The sequence below is a fragment of the Campylobacter concisus genome (assembly GCF_050447505.1).
GTDB classification, from domain to species: domain Bacteria; phylum Campylobacterota; class Campylobacteria; order Campylobacterales; family Campylobacteraceae; genus Campylobacter_A; species Campylobacter_A concisus_BP.
The window spans coordinates 1,365,422-1,382,066 of the sequence record NZ_JALMFZ010000001.1 but is presented as its reverse complement, the minus strand read 5'-3'; the positions used below and the strand labels follow the sequence as shown (position 1 = coordinate 1,382,066).

Annotated in this window: 20 protein-coding genes; 9 read left to right on the top strand and 11 right to left on the bottom strand. The window is 38.5% G+C overall.

Annotated features, from left to right (window positions below; translation table 11 throughout):
* Nucleotides 1-396 (top strand): SseB family protein, encoded by a 396-nt coding sequence (locus MTT09_RS07020; protein ID WP_149712308.1) that lies wholly within the window; start codon nucleotides 1-3, stop codon nucleotides 394-396.
* 567 nt (nucleotides 397-963) lie between these two features.
* Here MTT09_RS07020 and tilS read toward each other — a convergent pair.
* From tilS to panC, 3 genes are read right to left on the bottom strand one after another with little or no spacing between them, the layout of a single operon-like run.
* On the bottom strand, nucleotides 964-1,956 hold the full coding sequence (tilS, locus tag MTT09_RS07015) for a tRNA lysidine(34) synthetase TilS (RefSeq protein ID WP_149711792.1): 993 nt from the start codon (nucleotides 1,954-1,956) through the stop codon (nucleotides 964-966).
* The gene (rimO, locus tag MTT09_RS07010; protein WP_149711791.1) at nucleotides 1,953-3,263 is read right to left on the bottom strand and encodes a 30S ribosomal protein S12 methylthiotransferase RimO; all 1,311 of its coding nucleotides are present in this window, start codon (nucleotides 3,261-3,263) and stop codon (nucleotides 1,953-1,955) included. The genes tilS and rimO overlap by 4 nt, the downstream gene beginning before the upstream one ends.
* Before the next feature lie 2 nt (nucleotides 3,264-3,265).
* Nucleotides 3,266-4,087, bottom strand: a complete 822-nt coding sequence (panC, locus tag MTT09_RS07005; protein WP_429803323.1) for a pantoate--beta-alanine ligase — start codon at nucleotides 4,085-4,087, stop codon at nucleotides 3,266-3,268.
* 120 nt (nucleotides 4,088-4,207) lie between these two features.
* Between panC and prfB the strand changes: the two genes are divergently transcribed.
* Nucleotides 4,208-5,308: a peptide chain release factor 2 gene (prfB, locus tag MTT09_RS07000; RefSeq protein ID WP_429803723.1), complete on the top strand. Its 1,101-nt coding sequence runs from the start codon at nucleotides 4,208-4,210 to the stop codon at nucleotides 5,306-5,308.
* Between the two features lie 74 nt (nucleotides 5,309-5,382).
* Nucleotides 5,383-5,619, top strand: coding sequence for a hypothetical protein (locus tag MTT09_RS06995; protein ID WP_429803321.1), 237 nt, complete (start codon nucleotides 5,383-5,385; stop codon nucleotides 5,617-5,619).
* Nucleotides 5,620-5,716: 97 nt separating this feature from the next.
* On the opposite strand, the gene MTT09_RS06990 is transcribed toward MTT09_RS06995, so the two are convergent.
* Complete coding sequence (locus MTT09_RS06990) at nucleotides 5,717-6,268, bottom strand: tetratricopeptide repeat protein (RefSeq protein ID WP_021087954.1); 552 nt, start codon at nucleotides 6,266-6,268, stop codon at nucleotides 5,717-5,719.
* Nucleotides 6,269-6,345: 77 nt separating this feature from the next.
* Between MTT09_RS06990 and MTT09_RS06985 the strand changes: the two genes are divergently transcribed.
* From MTT09_RS06985 to MTT09_RS06960, 6 genes are read left to right on the top strand one after another with little or no spacing between them, the layout of a single operon-like run.
* Complete coding sequence (locus MTT09_RS06985) at nucleotides 6,346-6,663, top strand: hypothetical protein (protein ID WP_012139947.1); 318 nt, start codon at nucleotides 6,346-6,348, stop codon at nucleotides 6,661-6,663.
* Nucleotides 6,660-8,000, top strand: coding sequence for a dihydrolipoyl dehydrogenase family protein (locus tag MTT09_RS06980; RefSeq protein ID WP_429803318.1), 1,341 nt, complete (start codon nucleotides 6,660-6,662; stop codon nucleotides 7,998-8,000). Before MTT09_RS06985 ends, MTT09_RS06980 begins: the two co-directional genes overlap by 4 nt.
* Nucleotides 8,001-8,010: 10 nt before the next feature.
* The gene (locus MTT09_RS06975) at nucleotides 8,011-8,670 is read left to right on the top strand and encodes a tetratricopeptide repeat protein (protein WP_002941997.1); all 660 of its coding nucleotides are present in this window, start codon (nucleotides 8,011-8,013) and stop codon (nucleotides 8,668-8,670) included.
* 12 nt (nucleotides 8,671-8,682) lie between these two features.
* Nucleotides 8,683-9,306, top strand: a complete 624-nt coding sequence (locus MTT09_RS06970) for a tetratricopeptide repeat protein (protein ID WP_429803316.1) — start codon at nucleotides 8,683-8,685, stop codon at nucleotides 9,304-9,306.
* A gap of 12 nt (nucleotides 9,307-9,318) precedes the next feature.
* Complete coding sequence (locus MTT09_RS06965; protein ID WP_107830422.1) at nucleotides 9,319-10,695, top strand: MBOAT family O-acyltransferase; 1,377 nt, start codon at nucleotides 9,319-9,321, stop codon at nucleotides 10,693-10,695.
* A complete protein-coding gene (locus MTT09_RS06960) occupies nucleotides 10,664-11,728 on the top strand; it encodes a hypothetical protein (RefSeq protein ID WP_429803736.1) in 1,065 nt (354 codons plus the stop codon). The genes MTT09_RS06965 and MTT09_RS06960 overlap by 32 nt, the downstream gene beginning before the upstream one ends.
* A gap of 4 nt (nucleotides 11,729-11,732) precedes the next feature.
* Here MTT09_RS06960 and MTT09_RS06955 read toward each other — a convergent pair whose 3' ends face one another.
* Genes MTT09_RS06955 through MTT09_RS06925 form a run of 7 tightly spaced genes read right to left on the bottom strand, consistent with a single transcriptional unit; the run spans nucleotide 11,733 to nucleotide 16,584 of the window.
* Nucleotides 11,733-12,269, bottom strand: coding sequence for a hypothetical protein (locus MTT09_RS06955; protein WP_002942078.1), 537 nt, complete (start codon nucleotides 12,267-12,269; stop codon nucleotides 11,733-11,735).
* A complete protein-coding gene (locus MTT09_RS06950; protein ID WP_002941847.1) occupies nucleotides 12,262-12,783 on the bottom strand; it encodes a membrane protein in 522 nt (173 codons plus the stop codon). The genes MTT09_RS06955 and MTT09_RS06950 overlap by 8 nt, the downstream gene beginning before the upstream one ends.
* On the bottom strand, nucleotides 12,780-13,784 hold the full coding sequence (locus MTT09_RS06945) for a hypothetical protein (protein ID WP_429803314.1): 1,005 nt from the start codon (nucleotides 13,782-13,784) through the stop codon (nucleotides 12,780-12,782). The genes MTT09_RS06950 and MTT09_RS06945 overlap by 4 nt, the downstream gene beginning before the upstream one ends.
* A 60-nt stretch (nucleotides 13,785-13,844) precedes the next feature.
* Nucleotides 13,845-14,291, bottom strand: a complete 447-nt coding sequence (locus tag MTT09_RS06940; protein ID WP_429803312.1) for a hypothetical protein — start codon at nucleotides 14,289-14,291, stop codon at nucleotides 13,845-13,847.
* Nucleotides 14,281-15,060, bottom strand: a complete 780-nt coding sequence (locus MTT09_RS06935; RefSeq protein ID WP_429803310.1) for a lysophospholipid acyltransferase family protein — start codon at nucleotides 15,058-15,060, stop codon at nucleotides 14,281-14,283. Before MTT09_RS06935 ends, MTT09_RS06940 begins: the two co-directional genes overlap by 11 nt.
* Entirely contained in the window at nucleotides 15,041-16,342 is a 1,302-nt protein-coding gene (gene miaB / locus MTT09_RS06930; RefSeq protein WP_429803308.1) for a tRNA (N6-isopentenyl adenosine(37)-C2)-methylthiotransferase MiaB, read from the bottom strand. Before miaB ends, MTT09_RS06935 begins: the two co-directional genes overlap by 20 nt.
* A complete protein-coding gene (locus tag MTT09_RS06925; protein ID WP_429803306.1) occupies nucleotides 16,342-16,584 on the bottom strand; it encodes an HP0268 family nuclease in 243 nt (80 codons plus the stop codon). The genes miaB and MTT09_RS06925 overlap by 1 nt, the downstream gene beginning before the upstream one ends.
* Nucleotides 16,585-16,645: the final 61 nt, after the last annotated feature.

The window sequence follows — 16,645 nt, the reverse complement described above, 5'->3', positions numbered from 1 at the left end:
ATGCAAGAGGCGATGGATAAATTTTTAAGTGATCCTAGCCAGCAAAATGAGATAAATTTGATATCGACTTTAAAAAAGGCTACTTTTTTTGCTCCGGTGCTTTTAAACCAAGCGCTCGCAAAGCCTGATGGTGGCGTCGTTTATGAGGAGGAGGGCTCAAATATCAAATTTATCCTGCTTGAAGATGAGGGCGAGAAGCTTAGCTATTTTCCAGCATTTACAAGCAAAGAGGCGATGAAGCTTTGGCGAAACGACAGCGAGCAAGAGAGCATTGAGATAGGGCTAAAGGAGTATCTTGCGATGCTAAAAGAGAGCAGTTATGCCGGTGTCGTGGTGGATGCTTTTAGCTATGACTTTGTGCTAAAAAGAGAGCTGATAGAGAAAATCCTCGCTTAGTGCGTAATAAAATTTTACGCATTATTTTATGCAAATGGCTTTGATGAGGTAAATTTAGACTGCTGGCTTGTCTAAATTTGTTTTATGGGCTGGATTTTTGCTGCGATCGGCGCTTTTTTATAAATTTGACTTTTGGTGGATCAAATTTGCAGGTATAAATTCTAAATTTGACTTTAGTATGGGAAATTTGCAGATTTAATGCCGTAATTGCCAAGGTAGAAGCAAGAATTTACATAAAGGTCTTAGCAGAATTTATTGGCTGATGCTTTAAATTTGACCTTTGCAGTTTAAATTTACCGATAGAAATTTTAAATTTTGCAGCTTAATACTTTAGTGTGAGGATCGTAATGGTAAAATTTAGCGCTAGAAACTTTAAATTTGCTCTTTTGTGGATCAAATTTGTTGCCTTTATGCTCTAAATTTAATTGCAAAAGCAGTTTATGTTAGAGAAAAATAGCCAAAATCAAATTCGCAGTTTTTTCTCTAAATGCCAATGTTAGCGGGTGCTCTAGCTTAAGGGTTGAAGTAATTAGCCTTTGGTAGATCAAATTTACAGCCCAAAACGCTCTATTTGCTAAAAAATTTAGAAAGGTTTTCTATTTGAATGCCCTTTGCAAACAAATAACCCCTATTTATCGCTGGGAGCTTTAAAATTCTAGCTTTTTCTTTAAAAATTTTTGGCATTACGGCTTTGCAAAATGGTGTCACCAAGATGTATTCATTAGCGTAGCCAACGGAGATCTTGCCACTTAGCACTACGCTTGTTTGCTTTGCTAAATTTGCACTTAGCTCATCTTTTTGAGCCTTGCTTAAAAGCACATTTAGCTCTTTTGCAGCCATATCGACACCTCGCACCACGTTACTATCATTTTTTATAATGAAAATTTCATCATCTATCTTTGTGATATTTGGCAGCAAAATTTGCCTATCAGCCTCCAAAAACTCAAAGCTTTTTTTCACGCCACTAAAATACTCGTCCAAAAACGGTTCGCTAAAATTTAGTCTCACAAAGCTTCTTTTAAGCTTGCCATCTAAATTTGTCTCATCGACAAAGTAGCGCAAACCTCGCTCGTCAAGGTAGTTTTGAAGCTCTTTTTTGCGTAAATTTAAAAGCGGTCTAACCAGCCAAAAGTGCTCTCTTCTCTCAAGCTCACTCATGCCAAAGAGCTCTTTTAGCCCAGCGCCCTTGCCAAGCTGCATCAAAAACCACTCAAATTTATCATCAAACTGGTGAGCCAAGATCAAATTTTCATAGCCATATTTTTGGCAAATTCCACCAAAAAACTCATACCTTGCCTCGCGCGCATTTTTTTCAAAATTTGACTTACCTAAATTTACGCTTTTTATGTAGATTTTTTTACCAAATTTACTGGCAAGCTCTTTGGCGCTTTCAACCTCAAATTTACTCTGCTCTCTAACGTTGTGATCGACTATGACTAGATCAAATTTGACCCCAGCCTCTTCTAAAATGTAAAAAAGTGCAGTGCTATCGATGCCGTGCGAGAAGGCAAGCAGGTTTGCGCCCGAGCTTAGCCTACCAAGCACATTTTGGCTTATCATTTTGCTTTTTTAATGATGGTGGCGACTAGTTTTTGATCAACCACGTCGCTGACCTTGCAAAGATAAAGAGAGCCGATCTCAAGCTCTTTTACGTCGCTTTCATTTATCAAAATTTCGCCGTCTATATCTTTGTCCCAGATATCTTTTTTGGCTGCGTAAAACATCTCGCCCTCGCTGCTAATGCCCTCAAGAGAAGCATAAATTTGCTTGCCAAGCTCTTTTTGCAAGCTCTCATTTATCGCTTTTTTGGTGATCTTTTCTATCTTGCTTAGCCTTTTTGAGATGATTTTTGCTGGGATTTGCTCCATTTCAAAAGAGGCTGTGTCCTCTTCTTTTGAGTAGGCAAAGGCGGAAATTCTATCAAATTTAAACCCTTCTAAAAACTCGCAAAGCTCTTCATAATCCTCATCGCTCTCTCCTGGGTGTCCCACGATGACGCCAGTTCGCAAGAACGAATTTTTGGCATTTCTCATCAAATTTAAAAGCTCTTTTATCTTTTTAGCGCCACTTCCACGCTTCATTATCTTTAGCATATTTTCGCTGATGTGCTGGATCGGCATGTCAAAGTAGTTGTGAAATACTGGCGAGGCGATGATACGTTCAATAAGCTCCTTGCTGGTCGTGCTTGGGTAGAGGTAAAGTATCCTAGCACTCCTTACGCCTTTTATCTTTTCTATCTCGTCTATTAAATTTATTAGTCCGTCGCTAACGCCCTGATCGCGCATATACGAGCTTGAGTCTTGGGATAAAAAGCTAAAGTCGTAGTAGCCTTTTTTGACTAGATTTTTGACCTCATTTACGATGTTTTCAAGCGAGCGTGATTTTAGTTTGCCCTTAAATGTCGGTATCGCGCAAAAGCTGCATTTTTGGTTACAGCCCTCTGAAATTTTGATGTAGGCGTGGTAGTTTGAGCCAGTTATCACGCGCTCTTCGTTTGCCTGCAAGTAGGTTTCTGGGCTAAATAAATTTTGCTTTTTCAAGATGATCTCATCGATCTTGTCGTAGTCCGCCACGCCGGTAAAGAGATCGACCTCAGGCAGTTCTTTCATCAGCTCATCTTTGTAGCGCTGCATAAGACAGCCAGTAACTACTAGTAAAGAGCCATTTTTACGAGCTTCGTGCATCTCAAGTATGGTTTGGATGCTCTCTTCTTTGGCGGATTTGATAAAGCCGCAGGTATTTACGATGATGACATCGGCGTCGCTGATATCGTCCGTGATATCGTAGTTTTGCAAGCGTCCTAACATGATCTCTGAGTCAACTAAATTTTTATTACAACCAAGCGAGATTAGATGAAGTTTTGGCATTTTTAGATCCAGATGTTGTCTATTAGCCTAGTTTTGCCAACACATGCGGCTACTAAGATGATGGTGTTGCCTTTTTCTACCTTTGAAATTTCGTTTAAATTTCTATCTGTAACCGCGACGTAATCAACTTTTAGTGGCTCTAGCACCTCAAGCATGCTTGCTTTGATCTCACTTGCGTCTTCTTCGCCGTTTTGGATCAAATTTTGCGCTTTATTTAGCGACCTTGAAAGCCTTAGTGCGTTACATTTATCTTCGTCGCATATATAGACATTTCTGCTTGAAAGCGCAAGTCCGTCTGGCTCTCTAACGATATCGCAAGCTACTAGCTCGATGTTTAAGAAAAATGTCTTTATCATATTTTGCACGATGATTAGTTGTTGCGTGTCTTTTTTGCCCATATAGACGCTATTCGCACGAGTTAGGCGAAATAGCTTGTTTAGCACTCTTAAGACGCCGTCAAAGTGACCAGGTCTAGTTTTGCCCTCTAAAATGGTCGAAAGCTTCTTTGGAGCGACTATGAGCGGCTCATCTTCAAAGTAAAGCTCTTTTTCGTCTGGTATAAAGATAGCGCTAACGCCGTTTTGCTCGCAAATTTGGATGTCGCTTTGCTCTTTTCTTGGGTATTTTTCTAGGTCTTCGCCTGGTAAAAATTGAGTTGGATTTACAAATGTTGAGACGATGCTTATCTCATTTTCGCTCACGCATTTTTTTATAAGGCTAACGTGTCCGTTATGAAGTGCGCCCATTGTCGGCACAAAACCGATCTTGCCGCTTGCGTTTTGGACAAAATTTTCAAGCTCTTTTATAGTTCTTATGATCTGCATATTTGACTCTTTTTATCTAAATTTTAACTTGGCATTGTAACAAAAAAGGATTAAAAGGGCGTAAATTTAAAAATGTAAGCAACTTTTGGCTAAAATCGGCAAAAATTTATGGAGAAAAACTTGGATAGTTACGAATACAACGAGCTTTTAAAGAAGCTACAAACAAAAGTTGAAAACATAGGCTCTATCGTAAAGCCTGACGAGATAAAGGCTAGGCTAAAAGAGATCGAGGACACTGAGCAAGACCCTGACTTTTGGCAAGATATAGCTAAAGCTGGGGCGCTAAATAAAGAAAAGACAAAAATTTCAAACATGCTTGCTAAATTTAGTGACGCCAACCAAGCAGTTAGCGATGCAAAGGAGCTTTTTGAGTTAGCAAATTCTGAAAATGACGAGGAGACTATAAATTCTTTATTTGAAGATGCTAAAAATTTAGATGAAAAGATAGTAAATTTAGAAATTTCTATGCTTTTAAGTGGCGAGGATGACGGCAAAAACGCGATCGTATCGATCCACCCTGGAGCTGGCGGCACTGAGAGCAATGACTGGGCGAGCATGCTTTATAGGATGTATCTTAGATTTTGCGAGCGTGAGGGCTTCAAGGTCGAGACCCTGGACTTTCAAGAGGGCGAAGAGGCGGGGCTAAAGGATGTGAGCTTTATTGTAAAAGGCGAAAACGCTTATGGTTACTTCAAGGCAGAAAATGGCATCCATAGGCTCGTTCGCACAAGCCCATTTGATAGCGCAGGACGCCGCCACACAAGCTTTTCTAGCGTCATGGTAAGCCCTGAAGTAGATGATGATATAGAGATCGAGATCGAAGAGAAAGATCTGAAGATAGACACTTATAGAGCCAGTGGCGCAGGCGGTCAGCACGTAAATAAGACTGAATCTGCCATCCGTATCACGCACATTCCAACTGGTATCGTCGTGCAGTGTCAAAACGACCGCAGCCAGCATAAAAACAGAGCCACAGCGATGAAGATGCTAAAGTCACGCCTTTACGAGCTTGAGCTGATGAAGCAGCAAGAGGCGAGCAATAGCGTCGAAAAGAGCGAGATCGGCTGGGGACATCAGATAAGATCATACGTGCTTTTCCCATACCAGCAGGTAAAAGACAACCGCAGTGGCGAGGCATTTTCGCAAACTGATGCGATACTTGATGGGGATATCAAAAAGATGATAGAGGGCGTCTTGATCGCTCAGAAGGCGGATGCGTAGGAGCTAAAATATAGCTAGCTGTTAAATTTATACGTTAAAATGCTATAATTACAAAAACAAAAAAAAGGAAGAGAATGCCAAAATTGGACGAAGCCAAAGAGCGCTTGGGCATGCTAAAATTTTGGCTCGGAATTTTTGTTACAATATTGGTTGGTCTTATAAGCTGGATTTTTACTCACTATAAGGACTATACCGACAAGCTAGAATTTTATAGTGTTTGTATGTGCGCAGCTCTTTTATTGATTTTAATATTACTTGGCAATGCAAAGTCTAAAAAGATATTAAAAGAGATAAAAGAGTTAAAGAAATAAAGGATAAAAAATGGGAATTTTTGTATCTGTTCTTATGATAGCAAGTGTGATTTTGATCGGATATTCGGCTCTAAATTCTGTTGAAACTAATTAAGAGCTAAAATTTCATCTCTTTTAGCTTCGTGCAAGCCTCTTCTTTGCCATGATAGCAAGCCTCATCAAGATAAATTCTAGCTTTTTTATAGTCGTTTTTGCCAAGATATATAAGCCCTAGATCGTAGCTGGCCTCGCTTGAGCCAAGGCTTGTGGCTTTTTCGTAAAAATATATCGCTTTTTCTAAATTTTTATTGACCCCAAGGCCGTACTCATAGATGTATCCGGCACTTCTTAGCCCGTCTATATTGCCGTATCTGCCAGCTGTCTCAAACCAAAAAAGCGCCCTTAAGATATCCTTGCTAAAACCTTTGCCGTCACGAAAACAAACGCCAGTTTGCTGCATGGCTAGGACATTGCCATCTTTTGCGTAGTCGTAAAATCTCTTGCAAGCTTTTGGGTAGTTGCCCTCGTTATATAGATAGATGGCGTCTGCTATTTGCTCGACTTCAGGATCAAGTGGTGGCTCGCTAAGACCTAAATTTTGTGAAATTTGCTCTGCTGAACAGCCCCAAAATAGCAAAATGCTAAATAGAAAAATGATAAATTTTTTCATATTTGTCCTTGAAAATTTAGGCGATTTTATCGAATTTTATCTTATAATGATCGCAAATTTAAGCAAAAAGGAACGATATGGATCATAACGCACTTTTGACACAGCTTGGCTACAACATAGATGAAACGACCACTGAGCATATGCGTAGAATTTTAAACAACACTGACGGCCTTTTGCCAAAGAGTGTAATCGAGCTAAACGATCATCTAAAGCCACACCTTTGCTTTGTAGCGATGAGCGGGAGCGAGGATAGGTTAAAGATAAAAAACGTTGCGACCGTCAAAGAGATAAAAGAGCGGGTTGATGAGATCATCAAAAGTTGGGCAAATAAATACAAAATGGATATCAAAAAGATAAACGAAACTACGTACTACATAATAGGAAAAATTAAATGAAATATGACATTGTTATTATTGGATTTGGTAAGGCTGGCAAGACGCTAGCTGTAAAGGCTGCTGTGCTTGGCAAAAAGGTCGCGCTAATCGAGAGATCGCCAAAGATGTATGGAGGCACTTGCATAAACGTGGGCTGCATACCGACAAAACGCCTAATTACAGCTGCAAAAGAGGCGATATATGCAGACAATAGCGTTGAAAACGAGTATTACACGCTTAGCATCGAAAACAAAAATAAGCTAATCTCAGCTTTAAATTCTAAAAACTACGCGATGCTAAATGATAAAGAAAATATCGATGTGATCGATGGCGTTGGCTCGTTTAAAGATAAAAATAGCGTCTTAGTCACAACCTCAAACGGCGAGCAAAAAGTCGTTGAAGGCGAATTTATCATTATAAATACTGGCTCAAAAGAGGCGTATGCGCCATTTGAGATAACAAACTCAAACGTCTTTTCAAGCAAAACTTTGCTCGATCTAAAAACTATGCCAAAGCATCTTGTCATCGTTGGAAGTGGATTTATCGGCATCGAGTTTGCGTCGATGTTTGCAAATTTTGGCTCAAAAGTAACCATTATCGGACGCTCACCACTTCTAAAAAATGAAGATGAAGACATAGCTAAAAGTGTAAAAGATGCGCTAAACGTGCAAGGCATCGAAATTTTAGAGGGCTGCGAGATAGAGAGCCTAAAAGACAATGCGCTAAATTTCAAACAAGATAATGAAGATAGGCTCATCAAGGCTGATGCGTTTTTAGTAGCTCTTGGCAGAGTGGCAAATTTAGATGATCTAAATTTAAAAGAAGCTGGTGTCGAGCTAAATGAAAAAGGCTTTATAAAGACAAATGAGCGCCTTCAAACAAATGTGTCAAACATCTACGCAGTGGGCGACGTGCGCGGCGGAGAGCTTTTTACTTACACTAGCTTGGATGATTTTAGGATAGTTTTTTCGCAAATTTTTGGCGATAAAAAGCGCACCACACAAAATAGAAGCATCCATGCAAACGTGCTATTTACCGACACTCCGCTAGCAAGAGTTGGCGTAAATGCAAAAGAAGCTAGCAAGCTTGGGCTAAATTTCAAGGAGCTAAAGCTTAGCATGGCAGCAGTGCCAGGAGCAAAGGTGCTAAATCACGATGTGGGCATGCTAAAAGCTATCGTTGAAGCAAGTAGCGGCGAAATTTTGGGGGCTAGCTTTCACTGCATCTACGCAAATGAGATCATAAACGAGATCGCGATCGCGATGAATTTAAAAGCAGATGCAAATTTCTTTAAAAACCAAATTTTCACTCACCCAAGCATCAGCGAAGCCTTAAATGACTTGTTTGGACAATACTAAAAGGACAAAAATGAAAAAATATCTACTACTTTTAACTGCTCTATTTTTCACAGGCTGCTTAAACGTGATTGGCATCGGAGAGACGCCAAAGCAAGATGACTCATGGCAGCAGCCAAAGGACGAAAAGGTGGTGCAAAACAAAGAGCAAATTTCAAAAAATGCGATCGATCTTTTAACACCAAAGTGCGAGAGCGGCGATGCTGAAGCGTGCAATGATTTGGGCGTAAATTTTGAGCTTATGAAAGAGTATGACAATGCCTATGCAAACTACAAAAAGGCTTGCGATGCGAAGGTACAGCTTGCTTGCTCAAACCTTGGCACGCTCTATGAAAACGGCCTTGGCGTGAAAAAAGATCCAAAAAAAGCGGTCGAAATTTACAAAGATAGCTGCAACAGTGGCGGTGTGCAAGCTTGCTATCATCTAGGCAACGCCTACCGCAAGGGCGAGATCGTAAAACAAGACTACTATCTAGCGATGGAAGCCTACACAAACGCTTGCAACGCTGGGGATCTGCCAAGCTGCGCAAATATCGGCGCGATGTATGAGTTAGGTCTTGGCATGAACAAGGACGAAAAGAGAGCTTATGGGATTTACAAAGTCGCTTGCTTTCGTGGTCTAAACAAGGCGTGCCCACAGATGAAAAGACTAGGCGCAAAGCTTGGCATGTAAGCAGGAAAATAAGTGAAAAAAGTTTTAAATTTTGGGCTTATCGTAGTTGCTAGCTTTATGCTAAGTGGCTGCTGGTCGTGGCAAAAGATGGTTAGCTTTGGCTTTTGGCAAAGTGATGAGGAGGCTAGGGCGGAGCGCCTTGAGCTTGAAAAAGAGAAGATGGTGCAAAACTGCGAGAGCGGAAATAGCATCGACTGCAACAACCTAGCTGTAAATTTTAGCAACGAAAAGGACTTCGTAAAGGCAAAAGGCTACTACGAAAAGGCTTGCAACGCTGGGCTTGCGACTGCTTGTTCAAATTTAGGTCAAATTTATGAGCAAGGGCTAGTTGATGAGCAAAAAGATATCGAAAAGGCTCTAAAGCTTTATAAACTAGCTTGCGATAGTGGCGACGGTGTTGGCTGCTACAACGAAGCAATGGGGCTAAAATCCTACATCGAAAGCGAAAATTTAAAAACTCATAAGTTAGATAGAACCAAGGCCGAGGCTAGAGTGCTAAAGCTTTTGGCAAAGAGCTGCGAGCTTGAGTATGCGCAGTCATGCTTTTTGCTTGCAAAGCTAAGTGGCAATGAAACAAAGGCGGACGCACTTTATAAAAGAGCCTGCCAACTTGGCAAATGCGTGGATAAAAAGTAAGGGGGTATAATTTTGCTTTTTAACTCGTATGCCTTTATATTTGTTTTTTTACCGCTTGTATTTTTTGTATATTTTTTTCTGAACAAAAAGAGACTAAGCACTCTTGCAAAAGCTTTTTTGGTGAGTGCTAGTTTATTTTTTTATGCTTATTGGAGTATTTATTATCTGCCGATTTTGTTGGGAAGTATTGTTTTTAACTTCCTTATTTCAAAATTTCTTGCAAAACATCAAAGTAAAGCTATTTTAATTTTTGGTATAGTTTGCAACCTCACTTTACTTGGATATTTTAAATATGCTGATTTTTTAATTTCAAATTTAAACGCTATAGCAAATACAAATTTGGGTCTACTTCATATCGCTTTGCCGCTTGCGCTTAGTTTTGTCACATTTCAGCAAATAGCATATCTAGTCGATAGCTACAATAAGCAAACAAAAGAGAATAGTTTTTTAAACTACTGCCTTTTTATAACATTTTTCCCACAGCTTATTGCTGGTCCGATAGTGCATCACAAAGAGATGATGCCACAGTTTGCAAATAAATTTAATCTTATAAAAAACTATAAATTTATAGCTCTTGGACTTTTTGTTTTTAGTATAGGACTATTTAAGAAGAGTGTGGTTGCCGATACTTTTTCAATCTTTGCAAATGCTGGATTTGATGTGGAGAGAAATTTGACTTTCTTACAAGCGTGGACGACATCGCTTTCGTATACTTTTCAGCTTTATTTTGATTTTAGTGGTTATTGCGATATGGCGATAGGTCTTGCATTGCTTTTTAATATAAGACTTCCTATAAATTTTAACTCCCCGTATAAGGCTTTAAATATTCAGGATTTTTGGCACAGGTGGCACATTACATTGTCGCGTTTTCTAAGAGACTATATCTATATTCCGCTTGGAGGAAATAGAAAAGGTCAATATCGTACCTATATAAATTTGTTTTTAGTGTTTTTGATAGGCGGTCTTTGGCATGGAGCTGCTTGGACATTTGTTGTTTGGGGTGCTTTGCATGGCTTTGCTATTGTTATTCACAGATGTTGGCAAAAGTTAAATTTTAAACTAAATAAAATCATTGCTTGGATTATTACCTTTAACTTTGTAAATTTTACATGGATATTTTTTAGAGCAAAAAGCTTTGAAGATGCTATGAAAGTGATCCGAGGGATGTTTTTTGGTGAGTTTAAAATAGACGTTAATTATCTCGAGATGTTTTTTATCGTTTTGGCTTTTTTGGTTGTTTTGCTTTTTAAAAACTCTATGCAAATAGCATTTGATAAGAAATTTAAATTTACTATCTGGCAAATTTTTGCAACATCTTTCTTTTTGTTTATATCGATCTTAGCAATTAGGCTTAATAATGCGAGTGAATTTTTATACTTTAGATTTTAAGAAAAAAATATTTCTGTGCCTGTTTTTAGTGGCTTTTGCTATGGTTGGGCTTGATGTTGTGCTTTATGTTTTTGCGGGAAATAGCACAAGTAAGACAAATTTTGTTGATAATAAAATTTCAAAAGCGGAGCACTTTAAACTAAATAGTGAAAAGCAAAAGGATATTGTTTTTGTTGGAAGTAGTAGAACGCTTCATCATATATCAACAAATGTTTTTAGCGAAAATAATATCAGTATTTATAACTTCGGTGTATCTGGAAATTTCATTAGAGACTATCCATATATTTCAAATGCTATCAAAAAAGTTGGTGCAAAAGAGGTTGTTATTAGTCTAAGAGTTAGTTTTCTTTTTGATAACTATGCAGAGTATGGATTTAAAATTTATACTACTGATGAACTTGTTGCAAATTTTGGTACAGATAAAATGACCTTTCTGAAAACACTACCTGATTTTTTTGCAAGACCACATCTATTTTTGAGATATTCTGAAGGTATATATAATAGAATAGTTGGATTTTATGGGAAATTTACTCCAGATAACAAAACTAAAGCAAGTAGTTTTGAAGCTAAAAATACTTTTGATGTAAAAGCATATAGTGATTGTGATTTAATCAATATAAATGAGATAAATTCAAATGCTACAAAAAATAAAAAAATCATTGTTGCAAAGTGTAGCAATGGAGATATTATTCTTTTTTCAGATGCACTGCCAAGAGAAAATTATGGTAAGACGATCGAATTAAAGGGGTTAAATCAAAACACTATAAAATATTTTCAAAATTATGTAATTGATCCACTTGTAAAAAGTGGCATAAAGGTTGTTATTATATTAGAGCCTATGTTTGATGGCGCCACTATAAAATATGATATAAGTGAGATAATGCCAGCTATTAAAAATGCTAAAGTCATTGATCTAACAAATTTTAAATTTAATGATGATGAGTTATCAGATATGGGGCATCATTTAAACTATCTTGGAAGAAAAAGATATAGCGAGTTTTTGGTTAAACTCTATCTTGATGGTAAACTTTGAGTTCTTACTTCAACCCAAAAACTTTTATGTTAAAGGTTGTGTGGATCTTGTCGTTTTCGCCTTTCATGACGATAGGAAATTCGGCTTTTATGATGCTATCGTAGCTGCTAAGTGCGTCTAAAAAGTCATAAAATTTCTGCGGGGTTTTAAGTGAGCTGGTGACATTTAGGCGGTATCTAAAGAACTTCTCGGTTGCGTTATTCTCGCCTTCTTCTATCTTACTAAGGCTTACCTCGCTAAAAAATTGCGATGCGAAATTTATAAATTTATCCTTATCAAAAGCTGTATCATAGGCCAAGATGATAGCGCCGTCTTTTTGTCTTGTCGCTTCAAGTGCTTTAAATTTAGCTTCAAATTCGTTTTTTACCTTCGTGTATGATGAGGTTTGCGAGTAGTTTTGTCTTGAGAGGCTTTTAAATTCTTTTATATTTGGCACGATAAAGCCAAATATCATAATGAAGCAAACTATGATAAAAGCAAATATAAAAAGTAAAAGCTTTACAGGGTCGATTTTTTCTAAGCTCGTATCTTTTTTACTCATTATATCCCTCAGAATTATCAATCTTATTTGTGCTTATAAAGCCGTACCAGCCGTTTTTGCTCTGATAAAAGCTAGTGTTTGACGTGGTGAAAATCGACCTTAGCGGTGATGCTAAGAGCTGGTTAAAGACATCTTTTGTTGGCGTTATGCCGCGGATGATGAGCGAGTTTTTATCCATAAAGACCTCTTCAAGCGTGATGCTATCAGGCACAAGGTCAAAAAGATTGTGCAAGCTTTGCTTTAGGATAGAATTTGACGTAAAGATGTCGTTTGCAGAGTCTATCTGCACGGCAAGTTTGGCTGAAATTTCATCCGTGGTGACTATCTTTTGGCTAAGCTCTTTTTGCTCATTTGCTAGAAATTCTATATTTTTTTTGGTTGAGTAGTTTTTATAAACGATGAAGAAATTTGCCACCAAAAGCACCACAAAAACAAAGCCGATGAGGCTTAGCCAGAGCTTACTAAAGATAGAAAGAAGCGGTCTTGGTTCTGGAGTGATGAAGCTAAATTTCATAGTGTTATCTCTTCTTGCATGATCTCATTCATGATGTGATTTGTGTTGATTGGATAGCTTGATGTCTCCACAAATAGCTCTGATTGCAGGTATTGTAAAAATGTCGCGCTTGTTTTTGTGTTTTCAAAAACGATGATCTGCTCGATAAAATCGCCGCCGTAGATCGGATTTTCATAAAATTCTTTCATAGCCTTTGCGATGTAGTCAAACATCTTCATATCACGCCCAAAGATCGCTACTGACTTCTCGACATTGGTCGAAGCTGGCATGTTTAGCTCGTAGTTTAGATCTTCAAATTCTTTTGGTTTATCATCGCTTAAGAAATCATCCAAACTTTTAAAATCATCAAGCGCCGTTGTGCCATCTTCTTCTTTGACGATGAGGTTGTCTATGTCTGTTATATCCTCTTCTTTTAGGCTTTCGATCTCTTCGTTGCCCTCTTCAGCGTCACTCATATTTAAAAACGTCGAGAGCTTCATCTGCTTATCTTTAAATATCGCAAGCGCAAAAGAGTGCGAGTGGATGTAGAGATATAGCGTGGTTTTTGGCGAAATTCCACGCTTTAAAAGCTCGTGAAAGAGCAGGGCGATAGGCGAGTAGATAAGATCGACGCTACCTTGTCCAAAGAGGTTTTTATATCTTCTTATAGCATTTAAATTTGCATATATGCTCCAGCTATCTTGCATCACAAGGCTGGTTAGATTTTGCGTGTTAATGTTAAATTTCTTGTATTCGTCAAAGTTAGCAGTAGGCAGCGCACCTTGCGAGTCGTCGTTAAAAAAGAGCGAAACATAGACGCCAAAATAGGCCTTTTCTTGCTCTTCTATGTATTTTAAAACTTTTTCATCGACATTTTCGATGCTTATGTCTGTAAATTTAGCATTTGTAGTTTTTATAAGCTTGCCATTTCTAAAGACCTGACCGTAAAAAACGCACTCATTACCCTCGATCACGGCGCTTAAGAAAAGGTTTGAAAAAAGCTTTTTGATGCTAAAAGACATAACTCTCCTAAAATTAGTGCATTATTTTTGATATGTTAGCCAAAAAGGGATTAAATAAGTTTAAAACAGCTCGTTTTTTAGTTTTGCAAACGCCTCTTTCATCTTCAGAGCTTCGTTTTTTAGCTCATCATCAAGCAGCGCAGAATTTCTTAAGCTTTCAAAATCTTCTATCATCACATCACACATCATTTTGATGCGCTCATTATCAGCCTTACTGACGCCGTTTTGGCTCATTTTTTTGATGCGCTCAAGATACTCTTTGCCATTTTTTATGTATGAGCTAAATTTTATCGCTGCCTTGCTTTGATTAAGCGTGGTGGCGGCCATTTTGTTGTAGGCGTCAAGATCAAGGGATTTTTGGCTTAAATTTAGAGCCTTTTCGTACTCTTTACTCTCGTAGTAAAATTTCGCTTCAAGAGCGAGCTTGTAGGAGTTGTCGCTATAAAAAAATAGCCCAAACAAAGCTATTATGAAAATGGCTATAAAGATAGAAATTTTATTTTTCATAAATTTCGTCCAAAATTTCTCTTATCTCGTCGCTTATTTGCGGATTTTTGTGAGCATATTTTTTCCACCAAATTTTTAAATTTGACCTAAATTCCTCTTTATTTTGTAGCACGCTCTTGCCGCCGTCATTTTGTGAGGCCTGCCAAAGCTCGTTTTGTATCTTCTCTTTTGCCTCTTTTTGCTCTAAATTTGCCACACTAAAAGGTGCTGAGAGGCTAAATTTTATAGTTGAAAATGGCTTTGGAAGTATCATCTTATCCCAGCTTTTAAATTCCCAAAACGAGTTTGCTTCGAAATTTAGAGCGTAAATTTCACAAGATGACTTTTGCGCGATCACTGCAGCTCCGTCTGCTACGCTATGTCTTGGTCCGCGTGGGCCATCTGGTGTGATGATGACGTCGTGGCCTTGTTTTATCTCTCTTAGAGCTTCTATAAGCGCTCTTGCGCCGCCTTTTGAGCTGCTGCCTCTAATGGTACCGATGCCAAAAAATTTGATTATTCTGGTGATGAGCTCACCATCTTTGTGGTCGCTTATTATCACCTTGCCTTGTTTTCTGTTTTGGCTGCTCCACCAGCGTCTGTAAGCAAAGCTCATAAAGCTAAGTCTGCCGTGCCAAAAGACGACGACGCAGCCATTTTGTGGTAAGAAATTTGGAGTGTAGCTCTTTTTGCAGGTTAGAAAAATGAGCCACATCAAAATGTAGATGAAAAAGACGCCAACACTTAGGGCGACCTTTTCAATGGTGTTTTTAAATTTGCAGCTCGCCATACAAAACCATTCGTTTTGGGTTTGTGATCTTTACTTTTTGCGTAGTGCCAAGAAGCTCTTCGCTGCCATCAACTTGAACTAAAAAGTTGTTAAAACTTCGCCCAGCAACGCCGCCATTTGCCCTTAGCTCTTCAAAATATACATCAAAAATTTTATCTTTTTGCGCCGCCACGATCTCGTCTAAAATTTCACTATGGCGATTTTGCAGGCGTGTTAGCCTTTCTGAAGCGGTTTTATCATCTATTTGATTTGTAAAAGTAGCTGCCTTTGTAAGCGGTCGAGGCGAATACTTAAAGCTAAAAATTTGCTCAAATCTAACTTGCTCAAGCACGTCCATCGTATCTTCAAATTCGATATCACTCTCACCTGGAAATGCGACGATGATATCAGTTGAGATGCTAACATCAGGGCACATCTTTCTAAGTCTTAGCGCGCGATCTAAAAACCACTCTTTTGTGTATCCGCGCTTCATCTCGCGTAAAACTTTGGTGTTTCCGCTTTGAAGTGGCATGTGCATAGACTTGCAAATTTTTGAGTTATTTGTGAAAATTTCAAGAAATTTATCATCCATATGAAGTGGGTGCGGACTTGTAAATCTTATCCTCTCAACGCCTTCTATCTCGCTTATCTTTACTAGCAGATCGCTAAAATCGATATTTTCTTGCACACCTGAAAATCTTTTGCCGTAGTTATTGACATTTTGCCCTAGTAAAAATATCTCTTTTGCGCCGGTGTTTGCGGCCTTTTCTACCTCTTTTAAGATGAGGCTTGAAGGGATGGAAATTTCATCGCCTCTGGTGTGTGGGACGATGCAGTAGGTGCACTTTTTGTCGCAGCCGATTGAGATGTTGATGTGGCTTTTGTATGGCGAGCCTCTAAACTCGCCAAATGCGTATTCGCTCTCGTCGTGGTTGATATCGGTTGAGATAAATTTAGGCGTATTTACCGCCTTTGTGATCTTGCTAACATTTCTTGCGCCAAGGACAAAATCAACATAAGGCGCGCGCTTAAAAATTTCACTACCCAAATGGCTTGCAGTGCAGCCGCAAACGCCTATCTTTGCACCTCTTTTTTTGGCTTTTTCAAAAGCTCCGACCTCGCTAAAGAGCTTGTGAACTGGCTTTTCACGAACCGAGCAAGTATTTATAAGGATTAAATCAGCTTCTTCGATGTTTTGTGTTAAGGAGTAGTCTTCTTTTTGTGAGAGCTCGGCTATGATATGCTCGCTGTCACGAACATTCATAGCACAACCTAAAGTTTGGATAAAGAGTTTTTTACTCATTAAAGTATATGCACTTCATACATATAATCGCTCTCATCAAGCCCGTATTTCACGGTTCTGTGATAAACGCTTAGCCCTTTTTCTTCAAAGTGCTCGACTAAGGCGATTAGTTGTTTATGTGTGTTTTCTTTATCAAAATAGAAAATTTTCTGACCTTCTTTATCAACGGCAGCTTCGATCTTTTCTAGTGAAATCGTTTTTGGTTTTGCGTCTAATTCGGCTCTTGCAAGTTTAAGCTCCATTTTTAATCCTTTCAAAATCTTAAATTTTAATCGGTCAATATACCCAAATCATCATAAAAAA